General features: G+C 39.9%; 20 protein-coding genes. 11 read left to right on the top strand and 9 right to left on the bottom strand.

The window, feature by feature from the left end:
• Position 1 precedes the first annotated feature (1 nt).
• The 3 genes from MTF66_RS05615 to MTF66_RS05605 all read left to right on the top strand — a co-directional run bounded on the left by MTF66_RS05615 (position 2) and on the right by MTF66_RS05605 (position 5,769).
• Positions 2-3,079 carry an efflux RND transporter permease subunit gene (locus tag MTF66_RS05615; protein ID WP_130166322.1) on the top strand — a complete coding sequence of 1,026 codons (3,078 nt, stop codon included), beginning with the start codon at positions 2-4 and terminating at the stop codon, positions 3,077-3,079.
• Between the two features lie 84 nt (positions 3,080-3,163).
• Positions 3,164-5,062, top strand: coding sequence for a DUF294 nucleotidyltransferase-like domain-containing protein (locus MTF66_RS05610; RefSeq protein WP_248526690.1), 1,899 nt, complete (start codon positions 3,164-3,166; stop codon positions 5,060-5,062).
• Positions 5,062-5,769: a 3'-5' exonuclease gene (locus MTF66_RS05605; protein ID WP_248526689.1), complete on the top strand. Its 708-nt coding sequence runs from the start codon at positions 5,062-5,064 to the stop codon at positions 5,767-5,769. The genes MTF66_RS05610 and MTF66_RS05605 overlap by 1 nt, the downstream gene beginning before the upstream one ends.
• A gap of 104 nt (positions 5,770-5,873) precedes the next feature.
• On the opposite strand, the gene MTF66_RS05600 is transcribed toward MTF66_RS05605, so the two are convergent.
• The 5 genes from MTF66_RS05600 to MTF66_RS05580 all read right to left on the bottom strand — a co-directional run bounded on the left by MTF66_RS05600 (position 5,874) and on the right by MTF66_RS05580 (position 13,093).
• A complete protein-coding gene (locus tag MTF66_RS05600; protein WP_248526688.1) occupies positions 5,874-7,448 on the bottom strand; it encodes a BCCT family transporter in 1,575 nt (524 codons plus the stop codon).
• 331 nt (positions 7,449-7,779) lie between these two features.
• Positions 7,780-9,447 carry an asparagine synthase B gene (asnB, locus tag MTF66_RS05595; protein ID WP_248526687.1) on the bottom strand — a complete coding sequence of 556 codons (1,668 nt, stop codon included), beginning with the start codon at positions 9,445-9,447 and terminating at the stop codon, positions 7,780-7,782.
• A gap of 369 nt (positions 9,448-9,816) precedes the next feature.
• Positions 9,817-10,752, bottom strand: coding sequence for a biotin-dependent carboxyltransferase family protein (locus tag MTF66_RS05590; protein ID WP_248526686.1), 936 nt, complete (start codon positions 10,750-10,752; stop codon positions 9,817-9,819).
• Positions 10,749-11,417, bottom strand: coding sequence for a 5-oxoprolinase subunit PxpB (pxpB, locus tag MTF66_RS05585; RefSeq protein WP_248526685.1), 669 nt, complete (start codon positions 11,415-11,417; stop codon positions 10,749-10,751). Before pxpB ends, MTF66_RS05590 begins: the two co-directional genes overlap by 4 nt.
• Before the next feature lie 152 nt (positions 11,418-11,569).
• Positions 11,570-13,093, bottom strand: coding sequence for a leucyl aminopeptidase (locus tag MTF66_RS05580; RefSeq protein WP_248526684.1), 1,524 nt, complete (start codon positions 13,091-13,093; stop codon positions 11,570-11,572).
• Positions 13,094-13,250: 157 nt separating this feature from the next.
• On the opposite strand from MTF66_RS05580, the gene msrA reads away from it, so the two are divergent.
• Positions 13,251-14,528, top strand: a complete 1,278-nt coding sequence (gene msrA / locus MTF66_RS05575; protein WP_248526683.1) for a peptide-methionine (S)-S-oxide reductase MsrA — start codon at positions 13,251-13,253, stop codon at positions 14,526-14,528.
• Between the two features lie 61 nt (positions 14,529-14,589).
• Here msrA and MTF66_RS05570 read toward each other — a convergent pair whose 3' ends face one another.
• Together MTF66_RS05570 and MTF66_RS05565 are read right to left on the bottom strand one after the other, a co-directional pair.
• On the bottom strand, positions 14,590-15,054 hold the full coding sequence (locus MTF66_RS05570; protein WP_248526682.1) for a hypothetical protein: 465 nt from the start codon (positions 15,052-15,054) through the stop codon (positions 14,590-14,592).
• Between the two features lie 195 nt (positions 15,055-15,249).
• Positions 15,250-15,669 carry a hypothetical protein gene (locus tag MTF66_RS05565; protein ID WP_055197213.1) on the bottom strand — a complete coding sequence of 140 codons (420 nt, stop codon included), beginning with the start codon at positions 15,667-15,669 and terminating at the stop codon, positions 15,250-15,252.
• A gap of 539 nt (positions 15,670-16,208) precedes the next feature.
• Between MTF66_RS05565 and MTF66_RS05560 the strand changes: the two genes are divergently transcribed.
• The 5 genes from MTF66_RS05560 to MTF66_RS05540 all read left to right on the top strand — a co-directional run bounded on the left by MTF66_RS05560 (position 16,209) and on the right by MTF66_RS05540 (position 19,279).
• On the top strand, positions 16,209-16,637 hold the full coding sequence (locus MTF66_RS05560; protein ID WP_248526681.1) for a hypothetical protein: 429 nt from the start codon (positions 16,209-16,211) through the stop codon (positions 16,635-16,637).
• Positions 16,638-16,733: 96 nt separating this feature from the next.
• Positions 16,734-17,174 (top strand): DUF695 domain-containing protein, encoded by a 441-nt coding sequence (locus MTF66_RS05555; RefSeq protein ID WP_239964823.1) that lies wholly within the window; start codon positions 16,734-16,736, stop codon positions 17,172-17,174.
• A 39-nt stretch (positions 17,175-17,213) separates the two neighbouring features.
• The gene (locus MTF66_RS05550; RefSeq protein WP_248526680.1) at positions 17,214-17,657 is read left to right on the top strand and encodes a hypothetical protein; all 444 of its coding nucleotides are present in this window, start codon (positions 17,214-17,216) and stop codon (positions 17,655-17,657) included.
• Positions 17,658-17,761: 104 nt separating this feature from the next.
• A complete protein-coding gene (locus MTF66_RS05545) occupies positions 17,762-18,286 on the top strand; it encodes a hypothetical protein (protein WP_248526679.1) in 525 nt (174 codons plus the stop codon).
• Between the two features lie 75 nt (positions 18,287-18,361).
• Complete coding sequence (locus MTF66_RS05540; protein ID WP_248526678.1) at positions 18,362-19,279, top strand: DUF5700 domain-containing putative Zn-dependent protease; 918 nt, start codon at positions 18,362-18,364, stop codon at positions 19,277-19,279.
• Positions 19,280-19,348: 69 nt separating this feature from the next.
• On the opposite strand, the gene MTF66_RS05535 is transcribed toward MTF66_RS05540, so the two are convergent.
• Positions 19,349-19,771 carry a hypothetical protein gene (locus MTF66_RS05535; RefSeq protein WP_248526677.1) on the bottom strand — a complete coding sequence of 141 codons (423 nt, stop codon included), beginning with the start codon at positions 19,769-19,771 and terminating at the stop codon, positions 19,349-19,351.
• Between the two features lie 344 nt (positions 19,772-20,115).
• On the opposite strand from MTF66_RS05535, the gene MTF66_RS05530 reads away from it, so the two are divergent.
• Together MTF66_RS05530 and MTF66_RS05525 are read left to right on the top strand one after the other, a co-directional pair.
• On the top strand, positions 20,116-20,568 hold the full coding sequence (locus tag MTF66_RS05530; protein WP_248526676.1) for a hypothetical protein: 453 nt from the start codon (positions 20,116-20,118) through the stop codon (positions 20,566-20,568).
• Positions 20,569-20,666: 98 nt separating this feature from the next.
• On the top strand, positions 20,667-21,014 hold the full coding sequence (locus MTF66_RS05525; protein ID WP_248526675.1) for a hypothetical protein: 348 nt from the start codon (positions 20,667-20,669) through the stop codon (positions 21,012-21,014).
• Between the two features lie 45 nt (positions 21,015-21,059).
• Here the strand turns inward: MTF66_RS05525 and MTF66_RS05520 are convergent, their stop codons facing one another.
• Positions 21,060-21,938 (bottom strand): LysR family transcriptional regulator, encoded by an 879-nt coding sequence (locus tag MTF66_RS05520; RefSeq protein WP_062564433.1) that lies wholly within the window; start codon positions 21,936-21,938, stop codon positions 21,060-21,062.
• Positions 21,939-22,214: the final 276 nt, after the last annotated feature.

Here is a 22,214-nt window from a genome sequence, read left to right as displayed (position 1 = left end):
GATGAAACAGCAACCTATGATGGAAGACTTACCATCAATGGCGATACGTCGCCCTGTTTTAATAGTGGTACTTAACTTACTCATTATTATTGCGGGTATTGCTGCAATAGCAGGGGTTGAAGTACGTGAGCTACCTGATGTTGATAGACCACGTATTACCGTATCAGCGTCTTTTCCTGGTGGTTCACCGGAGACTGTAGATACCGAAGTAACTAGTAAGCTCGAAGGGGCGGTTGCAAGGGTAAGTGGTGTAAAGTCGATTCGCGCGCAAAGTGAAGAAAACAACGCTCGTATTGTGGTTGAGTTTCGCCCTGGTGTTAATTTAGATGATGCTGCAAACGAAACACGCGAATCGGTAGCCCGTGTGCAGCGAGAGTTACCCGAAGAAGTTGAGCGGGTATCAATTATTAAAGCCGATAATGATGCCGAAGCGGTTGTATCGTTAACGGTATCAAGTGATAGCTTATCCCTTGAGGCACTGACAGAGCGTGTTGATGTTGACTTAGCCCCGCAGTTTTTAACCATTCCTGGGGTTGCCGATGTTCGTTTAAATGGCGACCGCGAACGGGTACTTAGAGTGCGTATCGACCCACTTAAGCTAAGCAGCTTTAACCTTACGGTACCTGATATTGCCGACGTACTTCGCCAAGCCCCCTTTGATGTGCCTGCGGGTAGTTTAAAATCAAGCGATCAACAGGTGATCGTGCGTGCTGATGCAACGTCAATCTCTGCTGAACAAGTAGCCGATATCATCGTTCGTGACGATACCCGTATTGGCGATGTTGCGGCTGTTTACTTTGGCCCAGCCGATCCGCGTTCATTCGTAAGGCTTAATGGTACACCTGTGATTGGCATGGAAATTATTCGTCAGGCGCAATCTAATACCATTGAAATTTCTGATGAAGTGCTAACTTTAATTGAGCGCATGCGAGTACGTTTTCCTGAAATGGAATTTACTCTAACCTCTGACGATGCTCAGTTTATCAGAAGCTCAGTTGATGAAGTTATTAACTCGTTGTTACTAACCGTGCTGTTAGTGGTGATCACACTGTGGGTGTTTATTGGCTCATGGCGCGCAACGCTGGTTCCTGCATTTGCGATACCTGTTGCATTAATTGGCTCTTTAGCACTTATTTGGGCGCTTGGTTTCTCGATTAATATTCTTACCTTGCTTGCACTCGTGTTAGCTACTGGCCTAATTGTAGATGATGCCATTGTGGTAAGTGAAAATATACAACGTCAGCGGGGCTTGGGTCTTGGTCGCCGTGCAGCGGCAGTGGTTGGTACTCGTGAAGTATTCTTTGCTGTTGTTGCAACAACCGCCGTATTAGCTGCGGTGTTTGTGCCAATTGCCTTTTTGCCTTCAACAGCAGGGCGACTATTTAGAGAGTTTGGTGGGGTATTAGCAGGCGCTGTGATCATTTCAAGTTTTGTAGCGCTGTCTTTGGTTCCTGCGCTGACATCAAAACTTAAATTAAAGCAGGGCGGTTTTCATCCATTTGCAAAAGTTGGCCATGTGTTAGCCGCTGTTTATAAGCGCACAATACACGGTGTACTTGAGCATGCATGGATTACCTTCTTTGCATGTTTGTTGGTTGCTGCAGGCTCTGGGGCACTGTATTTCAATTTAGATAACGAGTTATTACCAACAGAAGATCGCGGTAAAATTCGTATTTTTGCTCGTGGTCCTGATGGTGTTGGCTTGAACTTTATGGACAGGCAAGCGGTGCAAATGGAAGATATCTTACTGCCGTATGTCGAAAGTGGTGATATTGAGTCTATTTACACTGTGGTTGGGCAGTGGGATCCAAATATTGTATTTATTACTGTGCCGCTAAAACATTGGGACGAACGTCATTTTAGTCAGCAAGAAATTATTAATAAAATACGTGAGCCTTTAGGGAATATTCCTGGTGCTGCTGGTTACCCAGGTGGTTCAAATAGTTTGAACTTGCGTGGTCAAGGCGGTGGTATTGAGCTTGCGTTATTGGGCCAAGACTACCTCGAGATATTTAAAGCCGCGCAAGACTTCTCTGCTGAAATTGAAAAAGCAGTGCCAGAAGTGGCACCTGTACGTATTTCATATCAGCCGTCACAGCCACAATTACGGGTAAATATTGATAGACGTCGTGCTGAAGAGCTTGGCGTATCGCTTAGTGATATATCTGTAACACTTCGCGCTGCAATTAATGGTGATGATATTGCCGATTTAAACATTGGTGACCAATCAATCCCGATTATGTTGCAAGCACAAAACCAAACCATCACAAACCCGAGCGATTTAGCTAACTTGTATGTTGGTGGCCGTAATGGTCAGTTAGTGCCACTTAGTAGTGTAGCAACGATTACTGAAGAAGGTGTTGCAGCTGAGCTTGAGCGCCACGCGCAGCGCCGTGCTATTGAACTGAGTATGGAAATGCCTGAGGGCGTAACTATTGCTGAGCTGGTAACAAAAATTCGTGATATTTCAGAGCAATCTCTGCCTGCTGGCATCAGCTTGGCGTTTAAAGGTGAGGCATTAACCTTTGAAGAAACTGCCAATGAAGTATTAGTAACCTATGTTCTGGCCTTTTTAATTGTTCTTCTGGTATTGGCAGCGCAATTTGAAAGTGTGAATAGTGCAATCGTTGTTATGATCACTGTACCGTTTGGTATTACATCTGCGATTTTAGCGCTGTATTTAACAGGTACATCATTAAACATTTACTCGCAAATTGGTTTAGTAATGCTGATTGGTCTAATTGCTAAAAATGCCATCTTGCTGGTGGAGTTTGCTGACCAATTACGTGACCAAGGCCGCTCGGTTAGAGTTGCGGTAGAAGAGGCTGCACTAGTGCGCCTTCGCCCAATCGCAATGACACTGGTTTCAACTTTATTGGGTGCATTACCACTTATTTTATCTACCGGTGCAGGGGCAGAGGCTCGTAACGCCATTGGTTGGGTAGTATTTGGCGGTTTAGCACTGGCGGTGTTATTTACCCTCTATTTAACGCCTGTTATTTATCTTGGTTTAGCCCGCTTTACTAAACCGAGGGGAGATGAGTCGAAACTTCTGGCTGAAGAGTTAGAAAAGGCTTAATCCTACTTAATTGGCTATTTTTTCTTTGAAAAAATAGCCAATTACCCTCACAATTAAATCAAATGGTTTAATCTAGGTACGCGTATGCAAGCCGAACACGTCGATATTGCCCAATTTCTTTCTGATCATGCTCCTTTTGATGATCTTCCTGAAGAGGCGGTAAATAAACTCGCTGCACAAATCGAAATCGCTTATTTTCGCGCAGGCACAGAAATATTAAATTATGGCGAAGATATCGCTGATTTATATGTCATACGCAGTGGTGCCGTTGAAATGTATCGCCGTGACGGTGATTTATACAACCGTTTAACTGTCGGTGGGATCTTCGGTTCAATGGGCCTTCTTATGAACCGTAAAGTGCGTTTCCCGGCAAAGGCGCTTGAAGATACCTTAGTTTATTGCATCAATGTTGAGTTGTTTAATCAATACTGCGACGAATACGAAACATTTGCTGATTTTTTTGAAGCCGATGGTAATGTGCGCCTTCACCAAGCAATTGTTGAACAGGCAGACAGCAACGATTTAACAACCGCCAAGGTTAAGTCGCTTCTTCATCGTGATGTTGTCACTGTGGCAAAAGATGCCTCTGTGCAAATGGTTGCGCAATTGATGACGCAAGAGTCGGTATCGTCTGTGCTGGTTACTGATGCCGATAAACCAATCAGTGATGATCCTGATGACGATGACGGCCAAGTAGTTGGCATTATTACAGACCGTGACTTACGTACCAGTGTGATTGCTGAAGGTTTAAGTTACGAAGCCCCAGCCGCGCAAATAATGCAAAAAGACTTAGTACTGCTTGATAGCAATGCGTATGTGTTTGAAGCCGTGCTTGCAATGCTCAGAGATAACATTCACCACCTACCTGTAGTCGTTAAGAAAAAACCGATTGGCGTTATTTCGTTATCAGATATTTTACGCTACGAGTCGCAAAGTAGCTTATTGTTAGTACGCGGCATATTAGCTCAGCAATCGGTTGAAGATTTAGCTCACTATGCAAGGCAGCTTCCAAATGTGTTTGTACGCATGGTTAACGAAGACGCTAACTCACACATGATTGGTACCGCAATGGCTGTAATAGGCCGTACCTTCAAACAGCGTTTACTTGATTTAGCTGAAGAAAAGTTTGGCCCACCGCCGGTTCCTTATTGCTTCATTGCTCTAGGTTCAATGGCGCGTGATGAGCAATTAATTGTGACCGACCAAGATAATGCCATTATCCTTGATAATAGTTTTAACGAGGAATTACATGACGAGTACTTCCAGAATTTGGCTGATTTTGTTTGTGACGGGTTAGCTGAGTGTGGCTATAAGTACTGTGAAGGTGAAATTATGGCGTCATTTAAAAAGTGGCGTTTAACACTTGAACAGTGGAAAGAGCAATTTGCAGGTTGGATGGCCGAACCTAAACCGCAAGCTTTATTACATAGCTCGATCTTTTTTGATTTAGACGGTGTTTACGGTAAAAACAAATGGGCCGATGAGCTCAAGCGCTTTATCGCAACAGAAGGGCGTAAGAATAAACGTTTTCTAGCTAACCTTGCCGCGAATGCCCGAAACAGAACACCGCCTTTAGGTTTCTTTAAAGACTTTGTGTTAGAGCATAATGGTCAACACAAGCGATCTATGAACTTAAAACGCCGAGGTACTGCGCCTTTATCTGATGTAATACGCGTTCATGCATTAGCAACAGGTAGCCGTAAACAAAATTCATTCGAGCGTTTAGAAGATATTATCGAAGCTAAACTACTCCCTGAAGGTAAAGCACAAGATTTACGAGATGCCCTGGAGTACATTGCCATGATCAGAATAAGGCACCAAGCATGGCAAATAGAAAAGCTTGATGAAGCGCCAGATAACGACCTTGAACCTCATTTACTTTCTCCTTTTGAGCAGCGAAACCTTAAAGAAGCGTTTGCCATTTTAGATAAAGCGCAGAGCTTCCTTAAATTCAGGTATTCTGCCAACACAGGAATAAAGTAATGGCAGAACAAGGCGCAAAACTTGATTGGCCGACTCGGTATCAACAGTTATTAGCACAGAGTAAACAGCCACTAATTCAAGCGTTTTATGAAGCAGCTATTTGTGATTTAAACATGCGAATTAGTGATGTTCCCCTAGTAGCGCTTGACTTTGAGACAACCGGTCTAAATTATCAAAATGACGATATAGTCAGTGTAGGTTTAATCCCATTCAATACTAAGCGTATTTTTTGTAAAGATAGCCAACATTGGATTGTTCAACCAAGGCGTAAGCTTGCTGAAGAGTCGATTGTTATTCATGGTATAACCCATTCAGAAGTGAGTGATGCACCTGACTTTTCAACAATTATGGAGCCTTTGTTAGCAGCATTAAAAGGCAAAATTATTGTGGTTCATTTTGCTCCTATTGAACGTCACTTTTTATATCAAGCGTTGCAAGCACGCTTAGGCGAAGGCCTTGAATTTGCTGTTATAGACACGCTAGATCTGGAAACGCGTGCTCTTCGAGCAAAGCAGGGGTTACTTGGGCGATTATTAAAGTCTAAACTGGATTCAGTGCGCTTAGCAGACTCTCGCATTCGTTATTCGTTACCTGCATATCAAAACCACAATGCACTTAATGATGCCACAGCTACCGCAGAGCTGCTACAAGCGCAAATAGCTTATCACTACCGCCCAGATACGCCGCTAAGCGAATTACTCATATAGCGCTCGTAGCAACGACTTTATGCCAAGTAATTTAAATTAATTGAGCAAAGCTTATAAATAAAAAACGCCGCTAATGCGGCGTTTTTCATTATTTAACGGCAGGTTTAGTTTCTTGGTTCTGTTCGTAAGCCAAGGATTAAACTCACACACATTAATAGCAATACAAAGGTAAACGGTAAGCCCGTAGATACGGCGCCTGCTTGTAATGCTTCGATAGCTTGTGTGCCACCAATCCAAACAAGTGCAGCTGCAATAGCACCCTCGATTGTAGCCCAGAAGATACGTTGTGGCACTGGCGCGTCAACTTTACCACCGGCAGTGATTGAGTCGATTACTAATGACCCTGAGTCAGATGACGTAATAAAGAACACGAGTACTAGTACAATTGCAATGAATGAAAGCACTTGCGACATTGGTAGGGCTTCAAACATTTGGAACATAGCAAGTGGTACATCAGTTAAGCCTTTTTCACCTAGTACGCCCACTTTATCAATAACTTGTTCAATTGCGATACCACCATAAATAGACATCCAGAAGATAGTCACAACAGTAGGAACTAGTAATACGGCAACTAAGAACTCACGAATTGTACGGCCTTCAGATACGCGCGCAATGAACATACCTACAAACGGTGACCACGAAATCCACCAAGCCCAATAGAACACAGTCCAGCCATGCATCCATGTTTCATCTTCACGGCCATGTGGGTTACTCAATGGAACAATGTTTTCAACATAACCCATTATTGTATTAGGTAGGTTACCAAATGCCGCTGAAAAACCGACAAGTGCAACAAATACGAGTAATACAAAAGCGATCAGCATGTTCACGTTACTTAGCAGTTTTACACCGCCGTCTATACCGCGAACAACAGAGATTACAGCGAGTAACGTCACACCAACGATAACGCCGATTTGCAGGCCAATTCCGCTATCAGTACCAAATACATGATTAATACCAGCAGCGGCTTGTTGAGCGCCTAAACCAAGAGACGTTGCAAGACCAAATAGTGTGGCAAGTACTGCGAGAATATCAATAAGGTGACCAGGCCAGCCCCACGCTTTGTCACCTAAAATTGGGTAGAAAATTGAGCGAATAGATAACGGCAAACCTTTGTTATAACAAAAGAATGCGAGTGAAAGCGACACAACGGCGTAAATTGCCCAAGGGTGTAAACCCCAATGGAACATAGTTGCACCCATTGCCATTTTGGCTGCTTCTGGCGTGTTTGCTTCAACACCGAGTGGTGTTTCGTACCAGCCTGTAAAGTAAGCTACAGGTTCTGCTACGCCCCAGAACATTAAGCCTATACCCATACCTGCAGCGAAAAGCATTGCGAGCCAAGAAATACGAGAGTGAGTAGGACGCGCTTCTTTACCACCAAGGCGGATATTACCGTATGGTGAAACAATTAACGCCAAGCAAAACAATACGAATAAGTTTGCTGACCACATAAAAAAGCCATCAAAGTTATTAATAATGTCATTCTTAATACCATTCAGGGTTGTTTTTGCTGTTTCAGCATCTGAAACAAGTGTTGCCACTAAAAATAGGGCAATTAAACCAGCACTAATGCCAAATACAGGGTTGTGCACATCAAAACCCCATTTTTGTACATTGTCCTGACCGACGGTGTAGTCGGTATTGTCGATGCTGTACTTATCATGATGTTCGCTCATGAATACCTCTTGTTGTAGTTATATCTAGCAGAAAGCTAAACGGCCGGTTGGCACAAGCTCGGCTAACACAGTTTTACGTATGAAACCAAAAAATAGTTTGTAGACGAACTAAATTTGTACCAAAGTCTAGTCTTTAGTGTAGGAGTTAGAGAAAAAATGTAAATGGTTTTGTCCCTAAATAGCCGAATAAATGCAGTTTTTTTCATTTTTTGTTGGAATTGTGAACAAATTGCTGCAGGTGAGGAATAATTTGATGACAGTTATATTTCAAAGCAAATTATTTCATTTGAGATGAAAGTGCTGCAAACACAGGGCTTGCAGCACAAAGTTACTACTTTTTGTAAGCGTCGTTATGAACGCCAGCAGCACGACCTGAAGGGTCAGCATTATTTTGAAATGATGCATCCCAAGCAAGAGCTTCAGGAGTAGAACAAGCAACTGATTTGCCATGGGGAACACATTTCGCAGCTGCATCACCAGGAAAGTGCTCTTCGAAAATACTACGATAAAAATACGCTTCTTTAGAATCAGGCGTATTAATCGGGTATTTGTATTTAGCATTAGCAAGGTCTTGATCGCTAACTTGATCGTTCACATACTCTTTTAAAGTATCAATCCAGTTATAGCCTACACCATCAGAGAACTGCTCTTTTTGACGCCAAAGTACTTCGTCTGGCAGGTAGCCGTCGAACGCTTCACGAATAATGTGTTTTTCGATTTTGCCATCTTTACACATTTTCGCTTCAGGGTTCGTTCGCATCGCTAAATCAACAAACTCTTTATCTAAGAATGGCACACGTGCTTCAACGCCCCATGCAGCCATTGATTTATTAGCACGTAAGCAATCGAACATGTGCAGTTTAGAGACTTTACGGTTAAGCTCTTCATGAAACTCTTGCGCATTTGGCGCCTTGTGGAAATAAAGGTAGCCACCAAAAAGCTCATCAGCACCTTCACCCGACAACACCATTTTAATACCCATGGCTTTAATTTGGCGCGCCATTAAATACATAGGCGTTGAGGCACGAATAGTTGTTACGTCGTACGTTTCTATGTGATAAATCACTTCACGTAGGGCATCAATACCTTCTTGGATAGTAAAATGAATAGGGTGGTGAACAGTGCCAATCATGTCAGCTACTTGTTGTGCAGCAGCTAAATCTGGTGAGCCCTCAAGACCCACAGAGAATGAGTGTAGTTTTGGCCACCAAGCATCTGACTCGTCATTATCTTCGATACGTTTCGCAGCAAAACGTTGTGTGATAGCAGAAATTACAGATGAATCTAAACCACCAGATAGAAGTACGCCATATGGAACGTCACACATTAATTGACGTTTAACAGCTGCCTCTAGGCCTTCTTTAACATCGCTCGCTTTAGCTTCGTTGTCTTTAACTGCATCATAGCTTTGCCAATCACGGCTGTAGTACTTACGAAGTTGACCATCTTTGCTCCACAAGAAGTGACCCGGAGGGAACTCTTCAATATGTTTACAAATTGGCGATAATGCTTTTAATTCTGAGGCAACATAAAAGTTACCATGCTCATCATGACCCGTATAAAGCGGAATAATTCCGATATGGTCACGACCAATTAAGTAGGCATCTTGCTCTTCGTCGTATAAACAAAACGCAAAAATACCATTTAAATCGTCTAAAAACTCAGGGCCTTTTTGTTTATATAAAGCCAAAATAACTTCACAGTCTGACTGAGTTTGAAAAGTAAAATCAGTTTCTAAGCTAGCAGCTAACTCTTTGTGGTTATAAATTTCACCGTTAACAGCAAGAATATTTGTACGCTCAGGGTTGTACAAAGGCTGTGCACCACTCGATACGCCAACAATCGCTAGACGTTCGTGCACTAAAATAGCTTTATCTGATGAATACACGCCAGACCAATCAGGCCCGCGGTGCCTTAATAGTTTTGACATCTCAATTGCTTGGCTACGCAATTGAGCGGGATCAGATTTAATATCTAATACCCCAAAAATTGAACACATAGTGACTCCTCATTCCAAATATGTGCGCAGTTAACAGAATTTATATAACTGCGAATGTTTGTTTTAACAGAAATAATTACCTAAGTCACACAGGTTTTTTAATTAATTGAGAATAAAATATGCACCCGCACTTACCTCTTTGCACCAGCATGGGGTAAGTGGTTAAAGGGTGAGCAGTTTAAATGCTTGATTTGTGCAAATTGGATGATAATGAGTGTGGAATAGAGGCTTTTGTTACTAAACTATCTGCACAGCTTTGGTGCAAAGGAATGCGTAGGATTTTTACCTTTTTAAATGTATAGACAAGCTATGAAGGCAACGCGAGCAAAGACTTTCTTTGCTCGCTTTTTAAATACCAATAAATTAACGCTATTTATTAATATAGTTTAGCGCTATCGCAAGTTGATTTAAGTGCGCAGTTAGCTTTTCTTGTGCCTCGTGGGCTTCGTTGAGTGTAACAAACTTAAAGTGAAGGAAATCGCCTGGTTTTAATTGTGCAAAGTGACGAAGATCCGCTTCTATTACAGTACCAAGTAATGGATAACCGCCCGTTGTTTGCGCATCGTTTAATAGCACTATGGGTTCACCATTTGGCGGAAGCTGAATACAGCCAGGAGCAACAGCCATAGAGGGTAATGAAACATCATGGCTGATATCACACTCATCACTTAATAGTCTTGTGCCCATGCGGTTACTATTAGGCGATACATGCCAAGAATGATTTATAAAGTTAACGATGGTTTCTTTTGGTAACAGTGCTGCATGTGGTGCAGCATGAATACGAATTTGTGTACTTTTAGGTGGTAGCATGGCACCTAAGCCAATTTTGGTATTGTACCTTGGCGTTATATCAAAACTATCGCCAGCCTGTAGTGCTTGACCGGTTAAGCCACCAAAACCCGCTAATATATCTGTTGAGTAAGAATCTAAAATAGGCTCAGGTAAATGCCACTCGCCGCCAATAGCAAGGTAGCTTCTAAAACCATGACGCGCTGCATTAAACTTTAATACATCGCCTTTTTTTATGTAAAAACTCCAGCCAGGATCAACAGGGTTGCCATTTACTGTGGCTTTCATATCTGTGCCATGCAGAGCAATGTAGAAATCATTATCGAACTGAATTTCGGCCAGACCCAGAGTGATCTCAATAACCGGGTTGTTATCGTCGTTGCCAACTAAACGGTTTGTAATAACTTGAGCGTAAGGGTCTATGCAACCTGATTGACCAATGCCTAAATGGCGAGAGCCTGTGCGGCCTTGATCTTGTATAGACATTTGCATGCCAGGTTTGATGATAGTGATCATTTTAACACCTCCTGAATAACAAACTCTAAAGTATCACCGGGTTCAATAGCACATGGCGAGGCTGCATTGATATCAAATAGACGAAAATCTGTATGACCAATAATTTGCCAGCCACCAGGGGAGCTTTCAGGGTAAATACCGGTTTGATCGCCGCCGATAGCAACAGAACCTTTTGGAACAGAGAGCCTTGGTTCAGCATGACGAGGTGTGTAAAGTTGTGGATTTAAACCATCTAAATAAGCAAAACCGGGTTTAAAGCCTAAAAAAAGCACGTGATATTCGGCACTGCTGTGCATTTGAGCAACATCATCAACAGAAAGATTATGATGTTTAGCAACATGCGCTATATCAGGCCCATATTCACCACCATAACGAGTCGCAAGTTTATGATGACGTGAGTTAAAGTCAGTGGCTTTAAGTTCGTGCCATTGTTCTAGTAATCGTGGCAGCCAACCAGCAAGTTGAGCGGGCTCTTTTAGATAAAGCGTTAAATTATTATTGGCAGGGACTACATCAACAAAGTCATTACTGCTTTGGCAATATTGGGCTAATGCCCATATTTTCTTTTGCGTAGTGAGTGTGTCGCTTGCTATTTCATAGGCATCAAAAAAGATGCTATGCGTAGTGAGCGCCATAATTTTAGGTGTACTATTGGTCGTCGTCATTGCGTATCAATCTTATTATTATCCCTTAATGCTTATTAGCATATAGGCTGTTTGTTGATGATGTAAATGTGTCTTTAGTGTTAATTAGAAAAACTCAAGACAATCAAGTGGCTATAATGGCTTATAGCCACTTGATAAAGTGCAATGCCTAATTACTGTGCGTTATTTAGTAACCAATTAGACAGTAAACGTACGCCATAGCCTGTACCGCCTTCAGCTAATTCATCTTTTGCTTTAGAATTTAGCGCGTTACCAGCAATATCAATGTGAACCCAACGTGTGTCACCGGCAAAGTTTTGTAAGAAACTCGCTGCTGTAGTAGCACCTGGGCCATGTGAACCGATGTTTTTAAGATCAGCAATGTCTGACTTTAACGCATCTTCATAACCTAGAGGTAAACGCCATAGGTTTTCGTTTACTTGCTTTCCAGCAACAGTTAGTTGCTCTACAAGGGTGTCGTCGTCAGAGAACACTGCTGCATAGTCATTACCTACAGCACGAATTTTAGACCCGGTTAGGGTAGCAACATCAACCATAATACTTGGTTTGTACTTGTCGCGGGCATACCACATTGCATCACTTAATACTAAACGGCCTTCAGCATCTGTATTTACAATCTCAACGCTTAAACCTTCAGCGGTTCTCACAACGTCACCCGGCGCTACAGCAAATTGCGATACCATATTAGCTGCCATGCCCATGACAGCAACAACATTTGTGTCGGCTTTAGCCAGTGCCATTGCTTTAACAGTACCTAGTACTGCAGCTGCACCTGCCATGTCTGATTTCATGCGGGCGATTGAAGCACCTGTTTTAAGGCTGTAACCACCAGAATCAAAGGTAATACCTTTACCCACTAACGCGATAGGGGTGTTTTTATTACCTTGGTAATGTGCAACCACTAAACGTGCACCTTCTTCACTACCACGGCCAACTGCCTCAAGTGCACCCATGCCAAGCTTTTTCAGTTGCTTAGGCTCTAAAACAGTAATTTTAACACCTAACTTTTTAAGCTCTTTTGCTGCTTTAGCAAAATCAACCGGCGTCATTTCTGTAGCAACTTCAGACGTTAAGTCACGTGCTAAAAATACACCTTGTTCAATGCTTTGTAGTAATTTATGGGTTTTGACCGCTTGGTCTAAGTTTTCAACATCTAATGTGTAGTTAACAACGTGGCTGTCTTGTTCTTTTTTGTATTGCTCAAAACGGTGGTCACGTAAATTTGCGCCATGTGCAAATTCTGCTGCATATTTAGCATTGATTGCGCTGTCTTTTAGCTCTGAAAAATCAAGACTAACATTTGCTTGTTTAGCCGACTGTAATTTAGCGTGAACGTTACCACCTAGTTTTGCTATTTTTGCTGCATCTAGTTTTGGCTGCTCTCCTAAGCCAACTAGTAAGATGCGTTGATGGTCGCTACCATTTGGTGCGATAACTTCTAACGTTTTGCCATAGCCTGCTTTAAAGTCACTAAATTCAATGACTTTATTTAGGTGAGTTTGGGTTTCTGGATTTAAATAATTAAAGTTAGCAACTTGGCTATCTGTATCTAAAAATAAAACTAAGGTGTTGTCGTTCGGTTTAATTGATTTTGCAAAAGTGAACTCTGCGGCATTCACTTGCGTAGCAAGTGTTAATCCTAATGCAATAGCAGATAAGCTGTGTGCAATTTTCATTTTTTAATATCCCAATGTTAAAAAGCTGTGTTTTACCGTAAATAAGGTTAAGAGTTAAATTGTTAGCGGTGAATCGCTGTTTGCATGCGTTTAAGTTGAAATTATTAATACCTATGCTCGGTCTGTTTTAAATACAGGCTTTTAAGAGGAAATTAGTATGACAATTAAGTCGATGTTACTGACACTATTCACTTGCAGTGCCGTTTTTACCACCAGTTCAATTGAAGCTGAAACAATGCCAGATAACGCGACAGGGCATATTGAAACCATTGTGCTTGGTTCAGGTTGCTTTTGGGGAGCAGAAAAACGATACGAAGCATTGGATGGTGTATTGGATGCGGTATCTGGCTATGCCGATGGGCATGGATTTAAAGCGACCTACAAGAACATAACACGTAGCTCACGACGCTTTGATAAAAACAATTATGCAGAAGTTGTTAAAGTGACATACAACAGTAACGAGTTAACAACACAATCGCTTTTAAAGCATTATTTTGAAAATCATGATCCAACTCAGCTAAATCGCCAAGGGAATGATGTTGGTACTCAATACCGCTCTACAATTTTGGTAAGTAATAATGAGCAACTCGAGATTGCCAATAAACTTAAAGATGAATACCAAAGCAAATTAACCGCAGCAGGCTACGGCAAGATTGTGACTGTGATAAAGCCGCTTGATGCGTTTTATGCTGCTGAGGATTATCACCAAGATTATTTAAAGAAAAACCCCAATGGCTATTGCCCTGATCATTCAACGGGCGTTGTATTCACACCAGTAGAAAAACAGCAGGTTGATAACACAGCCTTATTGGCCGGTAAGCAAATCGTAGTGATAGATGCTAAAGGTTATTGCCCATACTGTGAAAAGTTTAAAAAAGAGGTCGCTAATGAGTACATGGGCTCGATACCTATGACATTCCGTCATGCTGATCAACTTGATGGCTTAACGATTAAAACGCCAACTTGGGCAACACCTACGTTATTATTTATAGAAAATGGCGAAGAGGTTTATGGTCGCCAAGGCTATGTTAGCAAAGGTGAGTTTTACAAAGCCTTAGGCGCATTTAAACTAGGTGACAGTGAAGCCTTTAGAGTGGCGTTTCATGCAAGAACAGACAGCCCATTTTGTAAGCAATACGATATCTTTAAAAATACACCCGACGGTATTTTTATTGATAAGCTAAGTGGAGCGCCGCTTTTTGATACCCGAGATAGATTTAACTCAGGCACTGGCTGGCTTTCATTTACACATCCAGTAAAAGACAGTGTAACTATGCATGAAGACAACAGTTATGGAATGCAGCGTATTGAGCTTAAATCAAAAAGCTCGGGTATTCATTTAGGGCATTTGTTCCCTGGTGAAGGGCCAAGAGGTAAAGACAGGTACTGCATTAATGCAACAGTGCTTGATTTTGTGCCAAGAGATAAATCTTAAAAAGTAACTGATGTAAGAAAACCAGCCGACATGGCTGGTTTTCTTTTAGCCTGATGACTTATTACCACAATTTTAATTCCTGTTTCGCGAGATTTAAGTTAAACGACACGAGCTCATTATTATTGAGCTGCACAGCCTCATAAAAGTCAGCAATGGCCGCTGTATCATTTTTCGCCATTAGTCGAGCAATGCCTCTATTACTTAATGCATAAGATGTCAGTTCATTACGTTTATAGTGCGGGGCATTGACCTTTTTTAGCATCGCGATTGCTTGCGAGCAATCTTGTTCAGCTTTAGCAAACTGTTTTAGTTTCACACCAGCAACACAGCGGTTAAACGGCACGATATAGTTGTTAGCTTCGTTCATTGTCTCTAAAGAATTAGCAAAGTTTCCTTGCATAATTGCTTTTGAGCTTGCGTTATCTTCAACAACCATGAGTTTAAAGTCGTTGTTGTTGGCGAATACAAAATTTGAACAAACAAATAATATCAACCACAGGCAGGGTTTTAGATTTAATTTAAACATTGTTTTCTCCTTGTTAGCGTAAGCGTTGTGCTTACTCTATAAAGTTAGAAAACAGGGTAGAAAACTGACAAACGATATAATCGCACCCATAAGGTGAAGAAAAGTATTCTATTACGCAGATATTTTAGACGAAAAAAAGCCCGGTCAGAACACACAAGAACCGGGCTTTCGACAACAATTTGCTTGGGGTAACTTTTACAGCGCTAGGTTTTGTTTTGCGCGGCTTAAGTTGTGGTTAACAAGTTCGTTTTTAGAAATTTGCACTGCTTCATAAAAGTCAGAAAGAGCAGCAGTATCGTTTTCAGACATGATGCGTGCAACACCACGGTTACTAAGTGCAAACGATGTTAATTCACGGCGTTTGTAACCTGGTACTTTACTTGTGCTTAGAAGAGAAATTGCTTGTGTACACAGGCTTTCCGCTTCTGAAAAATTCTTTTCTTTAACGCTTAATGCACAGCGGTTGAAGGCAGTTTCGTATTGGCTAGTTGCATTGTCGTTAGATTGAGCTTGCTCAATAACCATCAGTTTATAATCAGCTTGATCGGCTACTGCCATCGCTGAGCAAGTTAATAAAGAGCTAAGTGCAATAGTTTTTACAAGTGTTTTTAACATGATAGTTTTCCTCTGAATAAGTTGGTGTTTCTTGCCAACGAGTGAACTTTAAAATATTCCTATAAGCTAAACAAACGATTAAATTAAAACTGATAGATGAAGAAATTTAATCTATAGAGTAATTACTCAGGGTTCAGGGTTTTACTGCGGTGTAGAGGAGGTGAAGTTGTATTATTCCTGTATTGGAAAGTGAAATTAGCTTAGCTGAGTGCTGATAATTTAATGCCGTCACTTCATGTACAAATGTTATTTGGGTTTATGGGACGCGGACGTACTGTTAGAACAGTAGCAAAAGGTAAGTAACTTTGTTAAAAATTGTCTTTTAAGTAATATTCTGTCGAATTGTTTAGGTGATATTGTTTTTATAGCGAAAAAATTTGGTTTAATGGCAAGAGATAAACCAAATTGGATTCACGTTAAATAAAAAACTTTGTCTCTAACATAACGATAAGATTACAAAATTTGAATTCTGTTCATTTACACTCATTTTAACCTACCGTTAAAGCTAATTAAGTTGGCGAAACAACTCAAGGAAAGGCATGGATAAATTTATTTGGGAGATTACTGTTCAAGATATTAATGAACATGCTGTTTGGCTTTTTAAGTACTGTAAGGAAGATTCTGTTGATGAAACGATTGTAACACCAGCATCTGAAGCTGATACATTAAACCCACATAATCAGTTACTTGTAAAATCACAGTTTACTGATGCTTATGGCAATAAATTCTTGGGTTACATTAATATTGGCTTAGCCGGGATTGAGTATACGCAACCATGTATGTTTGTTGATGATGAACCAGTTGGCTTTTGGTTTGGCATATCAACACCCAATACAATTGATTTACCAAAACTAAACTTTCCAATTCAGGCTGTTTCAGAGCCTATCTATGGCCTGCCTTCTCAAATTGAGACAATTAGTGGTTATGGCTATTTAGACATGCACTCAAACAAAACCTATCTTGATTAAGCCTGATTAATCGCTTTATTCTGTTTAGGATGTATTTTACTCAAAATTTTTGAAATATAGATTTGGACATAAACTTCTATAAAAAGGAATTCATTAATGAAGATCGCAGCAGCCAATTCAGCACCATGGAATATAGCAGAAAGTGATAATGGCGGTATGCCTAGACTAATACGTTATCGAACTGATCTGGTACCTTTTATCGCAAGCAGTGATTATCCTCAAAGATTAGTTATCATATGGGAGTACGATGCAGATAACCTTAATGGAATGCCATCAACTGAGCAAAGTGAAACGATGAAATGTTTTGAGGACGCTTTAGATGCGACTCTTGACTCAGATCGTATAGCTGTCTTAGCGTTTGTACTTACTTGTAATGGAAGCCGTGAATGGCATTACTATATTAATCGTGTTGAAGAAGTCGGTCTTAGAATCAATACGGCCTTATCTGAGTTTCCAAAGCTACCTATACACCTGCAGGTTGAAAATGATCCTGAGTGGGAGCAAATTAGCCTTGTATACCAAATCTGCGGTGTTTAGCTAAACCAATTAAATGTTGTTCAAAGGATTTGATCCACGATGAATAAATTAATTATTTCAAGTTTAATGCTTGTTAGTATGATTGCATTTTCTGCACATGATCAAATTATGCAATGGGGGGATTTAGCATCAATTAATAGTGAATTAATCGAAGATAAAGCAAGAACATTTTTGTTGCGTGAGAAGCCTGAACTAAAAAATGTTGCTGTTAAATTTGTTCAAATCGATGCTCAAATCCATAAAAACGAAGGCCCAACTTTGAATGTGGTGTTTATACATGCAAACTCCTTTAAACCAATCGAGCAAAGTGAACTTTACGATGAGTTAAAGAATTCCAGTGAAATCAAATATTGTATGGAATTTATCCTCATCTTTTTTTCAAAAAATGGCGAACCAGAGAAATTGGTCGTCAAAGATGTTTTGCTTAGTAAAGATATAGATTCTTCGAAGAAAGGTTTTTGGGACACATACAATTCATTTTAACGCAGAAACAATGAGTTAAGATTTAAATCTTATTTTTACTTCTTGGTATGCTTGCAAGAAATATTAACATTCTATTTTGAGTTTATATTTTTAAGGACAGAATTATGAAAAAAGGATTGTTATCGGTCGGATTATTATTTTTATCAAATCTTGCTTTTGCAGATTGTAAAGCAGCACTTGAAGAAAGGTTAAAAGACGATTTAAACCTCACATACCAACAATTTGATCAGACATACGATGCTGGGTTTAGGTTATTAGAAAAATTAGGTTGCCATACTGAAGCCGCAATTCTGATAAAACGTTTTATCTCTCACAATAATTCAAAAGAAAGCTCATTAACTTGGCATTTAGCTCAAATGGAAGGGTTAGCGGGTGACTATCAACAAGCGGTTTTTCACGCTAAAAAAGTATTGGATCCCGATGAAGAGCTAAGTGGTTCAAAAATGTATTGGAATGACTTTGTGTTAGGAAACATCGCTTTTTGGAATAAAGACAAAGCAAAACTAAAACAACACATAGTGAATATTGAAAACGGACAAAGTTTTAAACCTAACCAGATAAACCTGAACTACCTGAATCAGTTACTCAAAAACTTTAATTTAAGTTACAAACAGGCATTATCTGAGTAACCAACCACTTAGACATGAATTATCGAATCTTCAACATATACGACTTTAACCTAACAAATATTTCTAACTATAATTATGCAAAAATTATCTAAATTTCTTTTACTCTTCAGTCTCATACCTGGAGTGCTTTCATTTAAGACGCTTGCTAACAACCAGTCAGCTGATTTAGAAGTCATTAATCTGGCTGATGATTTTTATACTTTATATCAGTCAAGCAAGGCGTTGAGCGCAGAAAATAGAGCAGAGCAGTTTTCTCAAAATTTCACCTCTCAATTTGCGCCTTTTTATAGTGATAAAAGCTTTGTTGAAGCTATTGAGGGTTTCAGTGAAATAGAAGAACTCTATTTATCAAAAAATAGGCGTTTATCTAAAGATTTAAACAGCAGTATGGAATCATTTATTGCTACTTTCCCTGATTTCAAATCTGAAACCCCCATTTACATACTCCACTCATTAGGAAGGTTCAATGGGGCAACGCGACAGTTAAATGGTAAGTCTTACTTAATGTTTGGTGTAGACCTCATGGCCAAATATCATACCTGGAAAAACGATACGCCATTCTTTCATCACGAGTTATTTCATGTTTATCATGAAAAATTATTTCACTGTAAGGATGAGCTATGGTGCTCTATTTGGACTGAGGGATTAGCTACTTACGTTTCATATAAATTAACTCCGTCAGCCAGTGATGATGAATTGATGCTAAACATACCTAGCAATCTGGTGAAAAAGATTCGCTCAAGACAGCTCGATTCTCTCGCTGACCTCAAGGAAAAGTTTTATTCGAAAAAACCTGAAATATATTCTTCATTTTTCAACTTCGCAAAGGACGAGACAAAGCTGCCATACCGAAGAGGTTATTACCTAGGTTTTATTTTAGCTAAAGAAATTGGCAAAAATTACAGCTTAGAGCAATTGGCAAAAATGGATAAAAAGACAGTAGAGAGCTTATTACTAAAAGAGCTTGATTCATTAATAGAATCACAAGATTAAAAAACGAAACTCCTATACGACAAAACCCAGCCGAAGCTGGGTTTTGAGACAACACAATTCTGTGAGAACTTATAACGCTAAGTTCTTTTTCGCACGAGTTAAGTTGTGCTCAACTAACTCGTTACCTGAAATTTGTACTGCTTCGTAAAAGTCTGACAATGCCGCAGTGTCGTTTTCAGACATGATGCGTGCAACACCGCGGTTGCTTAACGTAAACGACGTTAGTTCGCGACGTTTATAGCTAGGTACTTTACTCGTACTTAGTAAACTAATTGCTTTTGAGCATAGTGTTTCAGCTTGAGAGAATTTTTTCTCTTTAACACTCAAAGCACAGTCATTAAATGCTTGTTCGTATTGACGGTTCTGTGCAACATCAGCAGTGATAGATTGGTCAATTACCATCAATTTGTAGTCACTCTGATCAGCCACTGCCATAGCTGAACAAGTTAATAAAGAGCTAAGTGCAACGCGTTTCATAAGTGTACTAAACATAATCTTTTCCTCTATTTGAATCGGTATCAATCGCCGACAAATGAACTTTAATTGAACAGCGCAAATTCAACAAACGATAAAAAATGACCTAATAGATGAAGAAATTTAACCTATAGACTTTAGTCTAATGTAATGAGTTAGTCTTAAAGCCGTCAGCTGTCAGCCGTCTGATCTGACCCCGATAAAGTAGACATGGGGTTTAAATAGCTAAAGTTTACGATAAAGAACAATAAAGTAGCAGAGTACGCAAAACAAACAAATTGTTGTTAATTAAAAATAAAATCGGTACTTTATGGTGGTATGTATAGTTGATGACTTAATTTATTCAGAATAAGCGTATAACCATGAAACTGATATTTGCGTTGTTACTTTTAGTGCCTGTTATTGCCAATGCAGCTGAAGATAAAGTTGCTGTTTATCTTAATTTTGAGCAGGCTTATTTGAGCAACGATGTATCTTTATTCGCGCCATTATTAAGTAAAAACTATACCATTAGACAAACATTGCATATTCCAGGCATAGGGTCAGATACTGTACCTGTTACTAAAGCTCAGTTACTTGAAGGCATGAAGCAAAACCCAAAGCCTAGTTCATTACCGCGCTCAAAAGCTGAATCAGTTAAAATAGAAACAATTTCAAAACAGCAATTCTGTGCAAGTTCTCAAACTTTAGATCAGGTTGTAGTAGCAGGTAAAAACTACGAAGAGAAAGAACTGCGTAAAGCATGCTTTAATCATAAAAACAATCGCTATGAAGCTATATCACATACCATTGATGTTTATTATAGAGAGCTTTGATTTTGATAGTTAACATTCAGAAATTTCCGTGTATCAAATAAACCTACTAACTGATATTAATTACGGACAAACCCTATAAATGAGATAAGGAAATAAATATGAACAAACAGTTAGGTTTAGTAGCAGGGGTTTTACTAGCATCAACAAGTTGTTTCGCAGCTGATAGTTTTCAAGTTGAAACATCTGTTTATAAAGCGAATGAGCTACTAGCATCGCCAGTAATGCTGGTGGAAGAAAAACAACCTGCGGCCATCTCTATAGGTGAGGGGTTTAGCTATGAAGTTAAAGTTACACCACAAAAAGAGAATACGGCGGCTATAGAAACATCAATCACACTCGCTGGCAGCTATTTTACACCTTCTTTTGTTGTGGAATATGGTAAACAGGCTTCTTTTGAGATTGGTGAAAACAAAGTGAGTATTTTAGTAACCAAGTCGAAAAGTTAAATTAGCAATAAATGACCCTCAACAAAATTGAGGGTCATTTATCTATTATTTTAGATGTTTAAAAGTATCAATCATCCATTTTATAAATAGCTCTAATTGTGCATTGGTTTCACTAGGATCGTGTTGCACTAAGTAATATTTATCTTTCGTTTTTAATGGCATATCGGTGAAATTAAATAACCACTGCTCATCAAACCAAGTCTGACTGATAGGTAAGGGGATTAGGGCAATACCCATACCCTGTTGCGCGGCACGTGCCACACCAAACATACTATCAACCTGAATAATTTGCTTTGGTGCAAAATCATCAATACCAGCATGCTCTGCCCATTGGTGCCAAGCCCAAGGACGCGCTTTATGAAGTATAAGAGGTACTTCATTTAATGCCTGAAACGGGTTTTCTTGCCATGCTTGCCAGTTTTCTTTATTGCAAGCTGGTGTATACGATAGCGAAAATAGCTCATGTACAACGCCTTCGTGCGGTTTAGATGAAGACAATACAATCGACAAATCACTTTGCTTAGTCAGCTCTTTACGCGTTTTTAAGGTATTAAGCTGTAAGTTTGTATTTGGGTGCTCACTGGTCCATTCGCTCAGTTTTGGCATTAAAAGCTCACTGGCAAAAAACTCAGGTAGCGTAATACTGATCGTTACGTTTTCTTGTAACTGACTAAACTCATTGATGGTTTTTTCTAGCGCTTTGATCAGCGGTGATACAGAGTCATAAAAATTCTTCCCCGCAGCAGTTAGGCGGATAGAGCGGGTTTGACGTTCAAATAGTTCAATACCCAATTGTTCTTCTAATTGTTTGATCTGATGGCTTACGGCAGACGGTGTAAGGTAAAGTTGGTTTGCAGCATCTTTAAAGCTAAGGGTGCGTGCAGCAAAACAAAATGAGCGTAGGCCACGAATAGGTGTTTGCATAGTTAATTTCAGTAAGTCTCAATAGCGCTTGTTAGTTAATTAACTGCTAAGCAATTATTATCCCAAAATGTAAAAAAATAGAGAGTAAAGAATGAATATAGCTAACTCTTGCCATATTGTATAAAAAACAATCGTGAATCGCTCGTTTAATCTATGTTTAGGCAAATGTTTAGTATAAAAGTGATCTTAGCAGTTTTAGCTATTTCGTCATAGTCTCAGTATTAGATACTGCTAATTCACTAAAGCAGGGCATTTTATACTATTTATGTGACAAAA

The sequence above is a fragment of the Pseudoalteromonas sp. 2CM39R genome (assembly GCF_023161845.1).
Note: the sequence above shows the minus strand (reverse complement) of the source record. Positions and strands in the feature narration are given on the sequence as shown.

Coding starts and splice junctions, on each gene's coding strand:
- MTF66_RS05615 (WP_130166322.1), top strand. CDS start 2: ATGAAACAGCAACCTATGATGGAAGACTTACCATCAATGGCGATACGT.
- MTF66_RS05610 (WP_248526690.1), top strand. CDS start 3,164: ATGCAAGCCGAACACGTCGATATTGCCCAATTTCTTTCTGATCATGCT.
- MTF66_RS05605 (WP_248526689.1), top strand. CDS start 5,062: ATGGCAGAACAAGGCGCAAAACTTGATTGGCCGACTCGGTATCAACAG.
- MTF66_RS05600 (WP_248526688.1), bottom strand. CDS start 7,448: ATGAGCGAACATCATGATAAGTACAGCATCGACAATACCGACTACACC.
- asnB (WP_248526687.1), bottom strand. CDS start 9,447: ATGTGTTCAATTTTTGGGGTATTAGATATTAAATCTGATCCCGCTCAA.
- MTF66_RS05590 (WP_248526686.1), bottom strand. CDS start 10,752: ATGATCACTATCATCAAACCTGGCATGCAAATGTCTATACAAGATCAA.
- pxpB (WP_248526685.1), bottom strand. CDS start 11,417: ATGACGACGACCAATAGTACACCTAAAATTATGGCGCTCACTACGCAT.
- MTF66_RS05580 (WP_248526684.1), bottom strand. CDS start 13,093: ATGAAAATTGCACACAGCTTATCTGCTATTGCATTAGGATTAACACTT.
- msrA (WP_248526683.1), top strand. CDS start 13,251: ATGACAATTAAGTCGATGTTACTGACACTATTCACTTGCAGTGCCGTT.
- MTF66_RS05570 (WP_248526682.1), bottom strand. CDS start 15,054: ATGTTTAAATTAAATCTAAAACCCTGCCTGTGGTTGATATTATTTGTT.
- MTF66_RS05565 (WP_055197213.1), bottom strand. CDS start 15,669: ATGTTAAAAACACTTGTAAAAACTATTGCACTTAGCTCTTTATTAACT.
- MTF66_RS05560 (WP_248526681.1), top strand. CDS start 16,209: ATGGATAAATTTATTTGGGAGATTACTGTTCAAGATATTAATGAACAT.
- MTF66_RS05555 (WP_239964823.1), top strand. CDS start 16,734: ATGAAGATCGCAGCAGCCAATTCAGCACCATGGAATATAGCAGAAAGT.
- MTF66_RS05550 (WP_248526680.1), top strand. CDS start 17,214: ATGAATAAATTAATTATTTCAAGTTTAATGCTTGTTAGTATGATTGCA.
- MTF66_RS05545 (WP_248526679.1), top strand. CDS start 17,762: ATGAAAAAAGGATTGTTATCGGTCGGATTATTATTTTTATCAAATCTT.
- MTF66_RS05540 (WP_248526678.1), top strand. CDS start 18,362: ATGCAAAAATTATCTAAATTTCTTTTACTCTTCAGTCTCATACCTGGA.
- MTF66_RS05535 (WP_248526677.1), bottom strand. CDS start 19,771: ATGTTTAGTACACTTATGAAACGCGTTGCACTTAGCTCTTTATTAACT.
- MTF66_RS05530 (WP_248526676.1), top strand. CDS start 20,116: ATGAAACTGATATTTGCGTTGTTACTTTTAGTGCCTGTTATTGCCAAT.
- MTF66_RS05525 (WP_248526675.1), top strand. CDS start 20,667: ATGAACAAACAGTTAGGTTTAGTAGCAGGGGTTTTACTAGCATCAACA.
- MTF66_RS05520 (WP_062564433.1), bottom strand. CDS start 21,938: ATGCAAACACCTATTCGTGGCCTACGCTCATTTTGTTTTGCTGCACGC.